The following is a 12391-nucleotide window of genomic DNA, read 5'->3' as shown; positions in this document are numbered from 1 at the left end:
GCCAACCTCACATGTGTCCGACTTCGTCGGGCAGTTCGTAGAAGCTGGCATGGCGGTAGACCTTGTCGTCCGCCGGGGCGAACAGCGGGTCTTTCTCGTCCGGGGAAGAGGCGGTGATCAGTGCCGAGGGCACCACCCACAGGCTGACGCCTTCGCTGCGGCGGGTGTACAGCTCGCGGGCGTTTTCGATGGCCATGGCGGCATCGGCGGCGTGCACGCTGCCGACATGCTTGTGGTTAAGGCCGTGCTTGCTGCGCACGAACACTTCGTAGAGGGTCCAGACAGACATTTTCGATCTCCGCATCAATCGCCGCTCAGGCGGCGTTCTTGTTCTGTTGCTTGCGCGCGTAGGCCACGGCGGCCTCGCGCACCCAGGCACCGTCCTCGATGGCCTTGCGTCGGGTGGCGACACGTTCCTGGTTGCATGGGCCATTGCCCTTGATCACTTCGTAGAACTCGTCCCACTGGATTTCGCCGAAGTCGTAATGGCCGCGCTCGGCATTCCACTTCAGCTCGGGGTCGGGGGCGGTGCAGCCGAGCAGCTCGAGCTGCGGCACGGTCTGGTCGATGAAGCGCTGGCGCAGTTCATCGTTGGTCTGGCGCTTGATCTTCCAGGCCATGGACTGGGCGCTGTTGGGGGAGTGCTCGTCGCTGGGGCCGAACATCATCAGTGCCGGCCACCACAGGCGGTTGATCGCGTCCTGGACCATGTCCCGCTGGGCCTGGGTGCCGTGGCGCATCATGGTCAGGAGGATTTCGTAGCCCTGGCGCTGGTGGAAGCTCTCTTCTTTGCAGATGCGGATCATCGCGCGCGAATACGGGCCGTAGGAGGTGCGCTGCAGCACCACCTGGTTGACGATGGCGGCGCCGTCCACCAGCCAGCCCACTGCGCCCATGTCGGCCCAGCTGAGGGTGGGGTAGTTGAAGATGCTCGAGTACTTGGCCTTGCCGCTGTGCAGCTTGGCGATTTCTTCGTCACGGTCGGCGCCCAGGGTTTCCATGGCGCTGTACAGGTACAGGCCGTGGCCGGCTTCGTCCTGGATCTTGGCCATCAGCTGCAGCTTGCGCTTGAGGCTGGGGGCACGGGTGACCCAGTTGCCTTCGGGCAGCATGCCGACGATTTCCGAGTGGGCGTGCTGGGAGATCTGCCGGATCAGGGTCTGGCGGTAGGCCTCGGGCATCCAGTTCTTGGCTTCGATCTTGATTTCGGCGTCGATCTTTTCCTGGAAGTTGCGCTCCTCGGGCGACATCTCTTCCAGCGACTTGACGCGCTTGACTCCGGTTTCCACTAGCTGTGCGTACATGTGTTCCAACTCCTGCTAAGGCATGAGTCATTTGTAAGCAATACAAAACATAACGTCAAACAGTTTTATGTGTATCGAATAATATTTGTGTATCACTTTGCGGGCCAAGAGGGCTGCTGTGCAGCCCTTTCGCCGGCAAGCCAGCTCCCACAGGAGAGCGGTTGCCCTGGAGATGGACGCTGCCCCTGTGGGAGCTGGCTTATCGGCGAAAGGGGCGCAAAGCGCCCCCAGCAATCTCCCAGGCAAAAAAAAGCCCCGGACGATGCCGGGGCCGAAAAGGCAGCCGAATGAATCAGCTGGCCAACCGTTTGTCGAACACGTGGCAGGCCTTGCCCTCGGAACGCTTGAGCGTGCCGCAGGGCTGCAGGCGCACCTGGGTGCTGATGCCGATATAGGTCTTGATCTGCTTGGTCAGCTCCCCGGTCAACAGCTTGCGCTGGCCTTCATCGAGGTGCTGGCACTCCGCACGCAGTTCCACATGCACCTCTACACTGTCAAGGTTGCCATTGCGATACAGATAAATCTCATAAAGCTCTGAAAGCTGTTTTATTTTTAGCACCTGCTCCTCGATCTGGGTCGGGAACACGTTGACCCCGCGAATGATCAGCATGTCATCGCTGCGGCCGGTGATCTTGCCAATCCGCCGCATTGGCCTGGCGGTACCGGGCAGCAGGCGAGTGAGGTCGCGGGTGCGGTAGCGCACCATGGGCAACGCTTCCTTGCTCAGCGAGGTGAACACCAGTTCGCCCAGTTGGCCGTCCGGTAGCACCGCACCGGTGACCGGGTCGATGATCTCGGGGTAGAAATGGTCCTCCCAGATGGTCGGACCATCCTTGGTTTCGAGGCACTCCATCGCCACACCAGGCCCCATGATTTCCGACAGGCCATAAATGTCGAGGGCATCGATGCCCAGCCGTTGCTCGATCGAGCGGCGCAGCTCGTCGGTCCACGGCTCGGCGCCGAATATGCCCAGGCGCAGCTTGAGGTCTTGCGGGTCGATGCCCTGGCGCTCGATCTCGTCGGCCAGGTTGAGCATGTAGGAGGGGGTGACCATGATGATGTCGGGCTGGAAGTCGCGAATCAGCTGCACCTGCTTCTCGGTCTGGCCACCGGACATGGGGATCACCGTGCAGCCCAGGCGCTCGGCACCGTAATGCGCGCCAAGCCCGCCGGTGAACAGGCCGTAGCCGTAGGAGACATGCACCTTGTCCCCCTTGCGCCCACCCGCGGCACGGATCGAGCGGGCGACCACATTGGCCCAGGTGTCGATGTCGTTCTGGGTGTAGCCCACCACCGTCGGCTTGCCGGTGGTGCCACTGGAGGCGTGCAGGCGCACCACCTCTTGCTGGGGCACGGCGAACATGCCGTAGGGGTAGTTGTCGCGCAGGTCGTTCTTGCCGGTGAAGGGGAACTTCGCCAGGTCTTCCAGGCACTTGAGGTCGTCGGGGTGAGCGCCGCACTCGGCAAAGCGCTGGCGGTACAGCGGCACGTTGTCGTAGGCGTGCTGCAGGCTCCAGCGCAGGCGCTCCAGCTGGTGCTGGCGCAGGGCGTCGACACTGGCGGTTTCCATCGGGTCCAGCAGGGCACGATCGGCATCATGGTACATGTTCATGGCTTCACTCGAATTGTTCTTGTACGCCGCGCGGTACCGGTTGCAGGCCGCGTGGTGAGTGTCATGGAAGCAGCATATACGGCTGCGTTCGGTTCGGTAACAAGCCGATGGTCTGAGCTGCTCAGAGGCGTTCGATGACCATCGCGATGCCTTGGCCAACGCCGATGCACATGGTGCACAGGGCGTAGCGTCCGGCGGTTTCTTCCAGCTCGTGCAACGCGGTGGTGACCAGGCGTGCACCGCTCATGCCCAACGGGTGGCCCAGGGCGATGGCACCGCCGTTGCGGTTGACCCGCGCGTCGTCGTCGGCCAGGCCGAGCTCGCGCAGTACCGCGAGGCCCTGGGCGGCAAAGGCCTCGTTGAGCTCGATGACGTCCATGTCGGCCAGCGACAACCCGGTAAGCTCCAGCACCTTGCGGGTAGCCGGTACCGGGCCGATGCCCATCAGCCGTGGTTCGACCCCGGCCACCGCCATGCCAACGATGCGGCCGCGAGCCTTCAGGCCATGACGGCGGGCGGCGGCGCTGCTGGCGAGCAGCAGGGCGCAGGCACCATCGTTGACCCCGGAAGCATTGCCAGCGGTGACGCTGCCGCCGTCGCGGAACGGGGTACCCAGCCTGGCCAGTTGCTCCAGGGTGGTGTCGCCGCGGGGATGTTCGTCGTGCTCGACCACTTTGGCCGGGCCTTTGCGCTGCGGGATCTCGACCGGCACGATTTCCCGTGCCAGGCGCCCGCGTGCCTGGGCGGCGGCGGCCTTGTGCTGGCTACGCAGGGCAAAGGCGTCCTGGTCGGCGCGGGAAATAGCAAACTGCTGCGCAACGTTCTCGGCCGTTTCCGGCATCGAGTCGGTGCCGAAGGCCGCCTTCATCAGTGGGTTGACGAAACGCCAGCCGATGGTGGTGTCGAACAGTTCGGCCGCACGGCCGAACGCCTGCTCCGCCTTGCCCATGACGAACGGCGCGCGTGACATCGACTCCACGCCGCCGGCCAGCATCAGCCCGGCTTCGCCGCAGCGCAGGGCGCGGGCCGCATTGCCGATGGCGTCCAGGCCGGAGCCACACAGGCGGTTGATGGTGGTGCCCGGCACTTCGATCGGCAGCCCGGCCAGCAAGCTGGCCATGTGCGCGACGTTGCGGTTGTCCTCGCCAGCCTGGTTGGCGCAGCCGAGGATGACGTCGTCGATGGCTTTCCAGTCCAGTTCGGGGTGGCGCTGGATCAGGGCCTTGAGCGGGATGGCAGCCAGGTCATCGGCGCGCACGCCGCTCAAGGCGCCGGCATATCGGCCGATGGGGGTGCGCACGGCGTCGATGATCAAGGCATCGGCTTGAGTGTGTTCAGTCATCTTGCGTCTCCTGCGCCAGCACGGTGCCGCGCACTTTGTAGGATTTGCCATGGAACATCGCCACCAGCTCACCGCGCTGGTTCTCGATGCGGACGTGGTACAGGCCGGTGCGGCCCTTGCGGCTGACCTCGCTGGCGCGAGCGGTAAGCACGTCATCGCGCAGCGCCGGGGCCAGATAGTCGATGCTGCAGCCCAGGGCGACGGTGGCCTGGTCATGGCTGTTGCAGGCGAAGGCAAACGCCGAATCGGCCAGGGCGAACAGGAAACCGCCATGGCAAGTGCCATGCCCCTGGATCATGTCAGCGCGTACCGGCATGCGCAGGCATGCCTGGCCAGGGCCGGCCTCCAGCAAGCGGATGCCCAGGCCCTGGGTGGCCTGGTCGCGGGCGTACATGGCCTGGGCACAGGCTTGTGCCAGTTCGACTTCAGTCATGCAGGGTGCCTCCTTTGGCTTCGCAGCGGCGTAACAGCAGGGAAGGGCGGTAGCGGCTCTCGCCGTAGCTGCGCTGCAGGTTGTCGAGCACGCGCAGGGTGTGGGGGATGCCGAGGTTCGCGGCCCAGGCCAGCGGGCCGCAGGGGTAGTTGACGCCGGCGCGCATGGCCAGATCGATGTCGGCGGCGCTGCCGACACCTTGCAGCACGGCATCGGCGGCCTCGTTGGCGAGCATCGCCACGGTACGCAGCACCACCAGGCCGGGCAGGTCGGCGACCGCCGTTACCTTCAGACCGGCACGCCGCAGCAAGGCCACCGCCTGGTCGCGAGCGTTGTCGCTGGTGTCGGCCGACCAGCTGATGGCGAGGCGGGTGGCGGTGGTGTAGTCCAGGGCCAGGTCGACCAGTACCAGGTTGCGCAGGCCGTCTTCCCGGGCGCGCTGGCTGGCCAGGCGGCCATCGGACAGCGCCAGGGTGGCATCGCCCACCTGGATCAGACCGCTGCCGGCGCGTTGGGTCACGGCGACGCCGCTTTGGCGCAGGCGTTCGGCCAGAGGCTGCATCACCCCCAGGTCGCCTTCGACGACGCAGGCATCGACTATGGCGGGGCTATGCAGTTCGGCTGGCTGCGGGCGTTCGGCGCCTTCGGCATAGCTATAGAAGCCTTGGCCGGTCTTGCGCCCGAGGCGGCCCGCGTCCACCAGTTCTTTTTGCACCAGCGAAGGCTGGAAGCGGAAGTCGCCATAGAACGCATCGAAGACCGAACAGGTAACGGCGTAATTGACATCGTGGCCGATCAGGTCGGTGAGTTCGAATGCGCCCATGCGGAAACCACCGGCATCACGCAGCAGCGCATCGAGGCTGGCGCAATCGGCTGCGCCTTCCTGCAGCAGGCGCAGGCTTTCGGCGTAGAACGGCCGCGCCACGCGGTTGACGATGAAGCCCGGCGTGGAGCGCGTGTGCACCGGCTGCTTGCCCCAGGCCTGGGCGGTGGCATGAATGCACGCGGCAACAGCCGGGGCGGTGGCCAGGCCCGAGACCACTTCGACCAGGGCCATCAGCGGCGCCGGGTTGAAGAAGTGCATGCCAACCACCTGGTGCGGGCGTTGCAGCCCGGCGGCGAGGCTGGTGATGGACAGCGACGAAGTGTTGCTGGCGAGGATGCAGTCGGTGGCGCACAAGGCTTCCAGCTGGCTGAACAGCGCCTGCTTGACCTGCAGGTTCTCGACAATGGCCTCGATCACCAGGCGAGCATCGGCCAGGGCTTCGAGGGCGTCTACCGGGCACAGCCGGGCGCTTATGGCTTCCCGTTCGGTAGCCTGCATCTTGCCTTTTTCCACCAGGCGGGCAAGTTGCCGGTCTATGCCGGCCACCGCCTGGGCGGCAGCGCCCGGGCGGTTGTCGTAGAGCTTTACAGGGTGGCCGGCCTGGGCCGCAACCTGGGCGATGCCTGCGCCCATGGCGCCTGCACCGATCACCGCCACTTTGGCAATGCTTGCGAGTGCGCTCATGATCAACGCCCCTTGAATGCCGGCGTGCGCTTGTTCATGAAGGCACTCACGCCTTCGCGATAGTCCTCGCTGCGCCCGGCCAGGCGCTGCAGGTCGCGCTCCAGCTCCAGCTGTTCATCGAAACCGTTGTCGAAACTGGCGTTCAGGCTGCGCTTGATCAGGGCCAGGCCGTAAGTGGGCTGGGTGGCGAGCTGGCGGGCGAGGGTGAGGGCTTCGTCGCGCAGCGCGGCATCGTCCACCACGCGGTGGATCAGCCCCCATTGCTGGGCCTGTTCAGCGCCCAGGCGCTCGCCCAGCATGGCCAGAGCCTTGGCCCGTGCCATGCCGACCAGGCGCGGCAGCAGCCAGGTGCCGCCGGAGTCGGGTACCAGGCCGATCTTGCAGAAGGCCTGGATGAAGCTGGCCGAGCGCGCCGCCAGCACCAGGTCGCAGGCCAGCGGGATGTTGGCACCGGCGCCGGCTGCCACGCCGTTCACCGCACAGATCACCGGCAGCGGCAGGTCGCGCAGGGTGCGCACCAGCGGGTTGTAGAACTTGTCGATCGATTCGCCCAGGTCCGGCATCTCGGCGCCCGGGGCGACGTTGCGATCGGACAGGTCCTGGCCGGCGCAGAAACCCCGGCCTTCGGCAGTAAGCAACAACACCCGGGCTTCGCTGCTCTGGCGTACTTGCTTGAGCGCCTCGCGCACTTCCAGGTGCATGGCGGTATTGAAGCTGTTCAGCTGCTCGGGGCGATTCAACGAGAGGAGGGCGACGCCGTCCTCGATGGAAAACAGGATGTGCTGGAAAGTCATGACAGACTCGCTCCGTCAGTCGAGGGAAAGATGATCAGCGGCCCTGGAAGCGGGCCTGGCGTTTTTCCTGGAAGGCACGGATACCTTCGTCGCGGTCGGCGGTGCCGGCCAGCAAGGTGAAGGCATGGCGTTCGAAGCGCAGGCCGCTGGCCAGGTCGGTATCGCCGGCCTTGAGCAACGCTTCCTTGGCCAGGCGAACTGCCAGCGGGGCCTTGGCGGCGATGCTGCGGGCGATGTGCAGGGCGCGTTCTACGGTGAGTTCCGGCTGGGTGATTTCGCTGACCAATCCGGCCTGCAAGGCATGACGGGCGGTGATGGCTTCGCCTGTCAGGACCATTTGCATGGCCAGCGGCTTGCCTACTGCCCGTAGCAGGCGCTGGGTGCCACCGGCGCCGGGGATGATGCCGAGGTTGATTTCCGGCTGGCCGAAACGGGCGTCGCTGCCGGCGATGACGATGTCGGCACACATCACCAGTTCGCAGCCGCCACCCAGGGCGTAGCCGTTGACGGCGGCGATCAGTGGCTTGGCGAAGGCGGCGATGCTTTGCCAGTGGGCCACCCGGGGGTCGTTGAGGATGCCGACCAGGTCGCGCTCGGCCATCTCGCGGATATCGGCGCCTGCGGCGAATGCCTTGCGGCTGCCGGTGATGACCACCGCGCGGGTCTGTTCGTCTTGCCCGGCCGCTTCCAGCGCAGCGGCCAGCTCTGCCAGTAGCTCGGTGCACAGGGCGTTGAGCGCCTCGGGCCGTTGCAGGGTAATGAGCTGGACGCCGTGTTCAGGCGCCGGCACATCGAGATATCGCGGCATGTCGGGTTCCTCTGGCTGCACGCACGGCACATCGTGGGGCCGGCATTTCTTGGAATTGTTTGCAGAGGCGTGATGCGGGGATCACGTCCAGGTGGAACCAGTATATGCATTATGCGATACAACAATGCAACATCAAAAATTGTTTCATGTATCTCTTTTTGTGGGGGTGACACCTGCCTCAGCAAAGGGTTTTATGATGTTGAATCGCTTCATCACCTTATAATTAACGATTAACGCTGAATTTAATGGAGCTCAATGACCCCAGCAAAAGTGATACACGACCATGGCGATTGACGCATCACAAGATTGTGATACAAGATCAAGGCGCATTTGAAATCATTTCAGGAGCTTTGCCATGCCTTGCTATCGACTGGACGGCCTGACGCCCGTGGTTCATCCGACAGCCTACGTGCACCCCAGCGCCGTGCTGATTGGTGATGTCATCGTCGGCCCTCGTTGCTACGTCGGCCCACTGGCGTCACTAAGGGGGGATTTCGGCCGTATCGTGCTGGAGGAGGGTGCCAACCTGCAGGACACCTGCGTGATGCATGGTTTCCCGGGTGGCGATACGGTGGTCGAACGCAACGGGCATGTCGGGCATGGCGCCGTGCTGCACGGCTGTCGCGTGGGCGAAGACGCCCTGATCGGCATGAACGCGGTGGTGATGGATGGTGCCCATGTGGCACCGCGCTGCATCGTTGGGGCCACGGCATTCGTCAAGGCGGGTTTCGAATGTGCGGCACAAAGCCTGGTGATGGGCTCGCCAGCTCAGGTCAAGCGCCCACTGACCGAACAGGAACTGGCCTGGAAGCAACGTGGCACGGCGGAGTATCAGCACCTGGCGCAACGCTGCATGAACAGCATGGTCGAATGCCCACCACTGACCGAGGTCGAGCCCGAGCGCCCACGCATGGAAGACACTGGCGTCAGGCCCAAAGGCCAGGCATCGGCATGAGCCTGGCAGCGTCACGCAATGGTCAGGCGGCCCGCCGCGCAGGTATAGTCGGTGCTTTAACCGCGCACAGTTCGCCCATGAGCAATCTCGCCCCACTGAACAACCTGATCACCCGCTTCCAGGAACAGACGCCGATCCGCGCCAGTTCCCTGATCATCACTTTGTACGGCGACGCCATCGAGCCCCACGGCGGAACCGTCTGGCTGGGTAGCCTGATCAACCTGCTGGAGCCGATCGGCATCAACGAGCGCCTGATCCGCACATCGATCTTCCGCCTTACCAAGGAAGGCTGGCTCACTGCCGAAAAGGTTGGCCGCCGCAGCTACTACAGCCTGACAGGTACCGGCCGCCGGCGTTTCGAGAAGGCCTTCAAGCGGGTCTACAGCCCCAGCCAGCCAGCCTGGGACGGTGCCTGGACACTGGTTTTGCTCTCGCAACTGGAGGCCGGCAAGCGCAAGGCTTTGCGTGAAGAATTGGAGTGGCAGGGCTTCGGGACCATGGCGCCGAACCTGCTGGGCTGCCCACGGGCAGACCGCGCCGACCTGGCCGCCACCTTGCGTGACCTGGAGGCGAGCGACGACAGCATCGTCTTCGAAACCCACACCCAGGAAGTGCTGGCATCCAAGGCCATGCGTGCCCAGGTGCGGGAAAGCTGGCGTATCGACGAACTGGGGCAGCAGTACAGCGAGTTCATCCAGCTGTTCAGGCCGCTATGGCAAGGTTTGAAAGAGCAGCAACAACTTGATGCGCAGGATTGCTTCCTGGCGCGTACGCTGCTGATTCACGAATACCGCCGGCTGCTGCTGCGCGACCCGCAACTGCCGGACGAGCTGCTGCCTGGGGATTGGGAGGGAAGGGCCGCGCGACAGTTGTGCCGTAACCTCTATCGGCTGGTGTTTGCCAAGGCGGAAGAATGGCTGAACGCAGCGCTGGAGACGGCTGATGGGCCTTTGCCGGATGTGAATGAAGGCTTTTACAGGCGTTTTGGCGGGCTTGTTTGAGGATTTGGGTGCAGAGGCGGGTTCTATATAACTACGCTAAATGAGTATTTAGTGTAGTTATATCTTATTTGCATATAAAGCATGGCAAATGGGGGGTATGCCTGGCCCTCAGGTATCGCGCGGTCCTCATGTATCCTTTGTCGCTTGTATTGGTCACATCGCTTGCAGGCCAGCACCCACAGGGATGGTTCTTGGTTTGAGGTCTGCGTGAGATGTAAACAACTGTCTTCTCAATCCTGCGGGCCCTTGCAGGAGCGGCCTTGCGTCGCGATGGACTGCGCAGCAGCCCCCAAGGTTTCAAAGCAGACGCATGAATTGCTGGGGCTGCCTTGCAGCCCATCGCGACACAAGGCCGCTCCTACAATTGACCGCGTTAACCGATCGACCGGGAGTTGGGTTGCCGGCGATGGGCAGCGTGGCAAACTCAATGGCGCTGGCTGACAGGCGCTAGTCGTCAGTGTGGTCATGCATGCGCCGGATTTGTCTTGGTAAACAAGGTCGAGGGTGACCGTACCAGGTTTCTTTCAAGCACTCAGGGTACAGGTGCAAATGGCTGGCCTGATGTCCAAGTCGCGGTAGCCAACAGTCAAAAGGCAAGGCTAACGCATCCAGCACAAAGTCGGCGAAGCGGGCGATGGATCAGGACGGATTATCTAGACCAGGGAGGGTCCCAAAGTGCCTCACTCGAGGTCCGGTGACCCAATATAGACCAGCGCATAATGATGTACACGTTATGTTAGCGAAGCCGGCCAACCGGCCGAATCCGGCGCCGGGATCATTGCGAAGCCCCGGCGCCGGATTTACACATAGCGTGCATTATGCGCGGCTATGCCCCTTACTGTTGCAGCGTGTAGCGGTCTGAAAACGACTTCGCGAACTCGTTCATTTTCTCTACGATTTCAGGGTCAGCAGCACCGTTTTCTTTCAGCATGCCATCGGCGTGCATCACCAGGAACTGGCCTTCCATCCGTGCTGTGCCGATTTTCATGTCTTCCTTAAACCATGGCTTTGCTTGCAGCTCTTCGTTTGCCTTAGCCAGCAGTGCTTCGTTGCTCAGTGCGATCTTCATTGGTACCTCCTTGGATTGTAGAGGCGCGCACTTTACCTCACCCTAAGGTGCTTTTCTTCGGACCTTAGTCACGCAAACTCCGATTTACGTTGACCAATGACCATAGCCGCGGCTGTGTGCCTGGTTGGGAAGGAGCAACGTGACGACCCAGCCAGGTGCACAGACGGGGCCGACAAGCGTAGCGCGTCAGTCTCGATCCAATTCGTCACTTTAGGGACCATAGCTAGCCCCATTGCGCAGGCGGCCCGACTCAGGTTTTTAGCGGTCCCTGGAGTGACGAATCGTGAGCAGGAGTAGGGCAGACGTAATTTTTGCAAAAAAAAACCGCCTTGAGATGGCGGTTTTCTTTCGCTGGATACAGTCACGTGCAGCGTTGGATCATTTTTCATCAGTACCAGGGCGTCAACTTAAAACAAGCCAATGGCTGCTCCAGAATTAGATACAGCAACAGCTTTGGTGACGGCAGAAAGCAGCTTCATTTCTGGCTCACGGATTGCCTCGCCTTTGAATTCTTTGCTTGACACGTAATATTTTTCGCCGTTCGCTTCAACGGCGAGGCCCCAAATCGTTTCCGATTGAGGCTGACCCTCTGTGTAGGACAGCGCCTTGGGGATCACCTGGGTGATCGTGTCGAGGCGTATCCAGCGCTGCTGGGAAGGGTCGTTGCGAGGCCGATATTTTTCATGAAGCGGCGTTACCTGCACCCAAAATGGGACCTTTTGATCGTCGGAAAATTTAATGCCGTCTCCAGGGTTCAGCTCCTTCATAAGCGCAGAAATGATAGATTCCTGCGCGTCTTTCGGCATGCTCTTGAACTCGGAGGGCATCTTCTCTCCTATGCCGCTTACGCCGCTTATGAGCAGGTACTCGTAGATCGTCTGATCGTGGGTTTCTCCCGTGCCGTACTGGTCCAGCTCGTCTCTGATGGCCTGTTTGACGGACTCCCCGATTTTGTCCAGCTCACTCTTGATCGAGGATTTGACTGACTGAGCGATTCTGTCAGACATGTTTTCAACGGTCATTCCTGCATCTCCTTTAGACGATTGTTCATCCTGATTACTACCCCTTGACCATTTCTGGTCGCATCGCAGCTGGCTTCCGGTTATCCGCTTTGTCGGCTGCAAGGTGGGGGTGTTGTTACACCCCCACTTTACCGTGGTTTCCCACGGTCACTTACGAGGAGGCCAAGCAGGTTTTTCCGCGCTATTTCTTCCAGCTTCGTTCTCGATGGTCGCCAAGAGAGACGTCATCACGCTACGTGCCAGAGGCTTTATGTTGTCTGGTAGGTCACCGAATCTCCTGAGCAGGGCCCTCATTTCTGGTGCCACATCTCGCTCCGATTCATCAAGCAAAATTTCGTCTGTCGAGCAGCCGAAAAGCTTCGCCATGCTCACCACCTTGTCGCCAGGAGGGGCATTTTTTCCTTTCTCCCAACCCGCTACGGTGTTTTCGCCGCTACCGATGGCTTCGGCCAGAGACCTCTGAGAAAGGCCCATGTCCTCGCGCTTGATTCTGATGTTTTCGCCGATGCTCATTTGGATTTCAATCGCGCCAGTGTGATGC

13 protein-coding genes are annotated in these 12391 nt (G+C 62.2%); 2 read left to right on the top strand and 11 right to left on the bottom strand.

Translation table 11 applies throughout. The features are described from left to right. Positions 1-7: 7 nt before the first annotated feature. The 8 genes from paaB to paaF all read right to left on the bottom strand — a co-directional run bounded on the left by paaB (position 8) and on the right by paaF (position 7803). Positions 8-289, bottom strand: coding sequence for a 1,2-phenylacetyl-CoA epoxidase subunit PaaB (paaB, locus tag ACK56M_RS14735; RefSeq protein WP_013972614.1), 282 nt, complete (start codon positions 287-289; stop codon positions 8-10). 25 nt (positions 290-314) lie between these two features. After that, on the bottom strand, positions 315-1304 hold the full coding sequence (gene paaA, locus ACK56M_RS14730; RefSeq protein ID WP_015270325.1) for a 1,2-phenylacetyl-CoA epoxidase subunit PaaA: 990 nt from the start codon (positions 1302-1304) through the stop codon (positions 315-317). Positions 1305-1596: 292 nt separating this feature from the next. Then, the gene (gene paaK, locus ACK56M_RS14725) at positions 1597-2916 is read right to left on the bottom strand and encodes a phenylacetate--CoA ligase PaaK (RefSeq protein WP_411959601.1); all 1320 of its coding nucleotides are present in this window, start codon (positions 2914-2916) and stop codon (positions 1597-1599) included. A 121-nt stretch (positions 2917-3037) separates the two neighbouring features. Continuing rightward, positions 3038-4258, bottom strand: coding sequence for a 3-oxoadipyl-CoA thiolase (pcaF, locus tag ACK56M_RS14720; RefSeq protein ID WP_411959600.1), 1221 nt, complete (start codon positions 4256-4258; stop codon positions 3038-3040). Beyond that, complete coding sequence (paaI, locus tag ACK56M_RS14715; protein ID WP_054573571.1) at positions 4251-4691, bottom strand: hydroxyphenylacetyl-CoA thioesterase PaaI; 441 nt, start codon at positions 4689-4691, stop codon at positions 4251-4253. The genes pcaF and paaI overlap by 8 nt, the downstream gene beginning before the upstream one ends. Then, positions 4684-6201: a 3-hydroxyacyl-CoA dehydrogenase PaaH gene (gene paaH, locus ACK56M_RS14710; protein WP_054573572.1), complete on the bottom strand. Its 1518-nt coding sequence runs from the start codon at positions 6199-6201 to the stop codon at positions 4684-4686. The genes paaI and paaH overlap by 8 nt, the downstream gene beginning before the upstream one ends. A gap of 2 nt (positions 6202-6203) precedes the next feature. Further along, complete coding sequence (paaG, locus tag ACK56M_RS14705; protein ID WP_015270321.1) at positions 6204-6995, bottom strand: 2-(1,2-epoxy-1,2-dihydrophenyl)acetyl-CoA isomerase PaaG; 792 nt, start codon at positions 6993-6995, stop codon at positions 6204-6206. A 34-nt stretch (positions 6996-7029) separates the two neighbouring features. Then, positions 7030-7803: a 2,3-dehydroadipyl-CoA hydratase PaaF gene (gene paaF / locus ACK56M_RS14700; RefSeq protein ID WP_100413608.1), complete on the bottom strand. Its 774-nt coding sequence runs from the start codon at positions 7801-7803 to the stop codon at positions 7030-7032. A gap of 355 nt (positions 7804-8158) precedes the next feature. On the opposite strand from paaF, the gene paaY reads away from it, so the two are divergent. Together paaY and paaX are read left to right on the top strand one after the other, a co-directional pair. Continuing rightward, the gene (gene paaY, locus ACK56M_RS14695; protein ID WP_100413607.1) at positions 8159-8758 is read left to right on the top strand and encodes a phenylacetic acid degradation protein PaaY; all 600 of its coding nucleotides are present in this window, start codon (positions 8159-8161) and stop codon (positions 8756-8758) included. A gap of 77 nt (positions 8759-8835) precedes the next feature. Beyond that, entirely contained in the window at positions 8836-9759 is a 924-nt protein-coding gene (gene paaX / locus ACK56M_RS14690) for a phenylacetic acid degradation operon negative regulatory protein PaaX (RefSeq protein WP_015270318.1), read from the top strand. An 835-nt stretch (positions 9760-10594) separates the two neighbouring features. Here the strand turns inward: paaX and ACK56M_RS14685 are convergent. From ACK56M_RS14685 to ACK56M_RS14675, 3 genes are all read right to left on the bottom strand, one after another. Next, on the bottom strand, positions 10595-10828 hold the full coding sequence (locus tag ACK56M_RS14685) for a hypothetical protein (protein ID WP_411959599.1): 234 nt from the start codon (positions 10826-10828) through the stop codon (positions 10595-10597). Between the two features lie 407 nt (positions 10829-11235). Continuing rightward, positions 11236-11850, bottom strand: a complete 615-nt coding sequence (locus ACK56M_RS14680) for a hypothetical protein (protein WP_411959595.1) — start codon at positions 11848-11850, stop codon at positions 11236-11238. 147 nt (positions 11851-11997) lie between these two features. Beyond that, positions 11998-12363, bottom strand: coding sequence for a helix-turn-helix domain-containing protein (locus tag ACK56M_RS14675; RefSeq protein ID WP_411959594.1), 366 nt, complete (start codon positions 12361-12363; stop codon positions 11998-12000). Positions 12364-12391 lie beyond the last annotated feature (28 nt).

It is taken from the genome of Pseudomonas sp. s4 (assembly GCF_046764235.1).
In the GTDB taxonomy this organism is placed as follows: domain Bacteria; phylum Pseudomonadota; class Gammaproteobacteria; order Pseudomonadales; family Pseudomonadaceae; genus Aquipseudomonas; species Aquipseudomonas asiatica.
The sequence above is the reverse complement of the archived record's forward strand: the minus strand, read 5'-3'. Positions and strand labels throughout refer to the sequence as shown.

Coding starts and splice junctions, on each gene's coding strand:
- paaB (WP_013972614.1), bottom strand. CDS start 289: ATGTCTGTCTGGACCCTCTACGAAGTGTTCGTGCGCAGCAAGCACGGC.
- paaK (WP_411959601.1), bottom strand. CDS start 2,916: ATGAACATGTACCATGATGCCGATCGTGCCCTGCTGGACCCGATGGAA.
- paaX (WP_015270318.1), top strand. CDS start 8,836: ATGAGCAATCTCGCCCCACTGAACAACCTGATCACCCGCTTCCAGGAA.
- paaH (WP_054573572.1), bottom strand. CDS start 6,201: ATGAGCGCACTCGCAAGCATTGCCAAAGTGGCGGTGATCGGTGCAGGC.
- paaG (WP_015270321.1), bottom strand. CDS start 6,995: ATGACTTTCCAGCACATCCTGTTTTCCATCGAGGACGGCGTCGCCCTC.
- ACK56M_RS14685 (WP_411959599.1), bottom strand. CDS start 10,828: ATGAAGATCGCACTGAGCAACGAAGCACTGCTGGCTAAGGCAAACGAA.
- paaI (WP_054573571.1), bottom strand. CDS start 4,691: ATGACTGAAGTCGAACTGGCACAAGCCTGTGCCCAGGCCATGTACGCC.
- pcaF (WP_411959600.1), bottom strand. CDS start 4,258: ATGACTGAACACACTCAAGCCGATGCCTTGATCATCGACGCCGTGCGC.
- paaA (WP_015270325.1), bottom strand. CDS start 1,304: ATGTACGCACAGCTAGTGGAAACCGGAGTCAAGCGCGTCAAGTCGCTG.
- paaY (WP_100413607.1), top strand. CDS start 8,159: ATGCCTTGCTATCGACTGGACGGCCTGACGCCCGTGGTTCATCCGACA.
- ACK56M_RS14680 (WP_411959595.1), bottom strand. CDS start 11,850: ATGACCGTTGAAAACATGTCTGACAGAATCGCTCAGTCAGTCAAATCC.
- paaF (WP_100413608.1), bottom strand. CDS start 7,803: ATGCCGCGATATCTCGATGTGCCGGCGCCTGAACACGGCGTCCAGCTC.
- ACK56M_RS14675 (WP_411959594.1), bottom strand. CDS start 12,363: ATGAGCATCGGCGAAAACATCAGAATCAAGCGCGAGGACATGGGCCTT.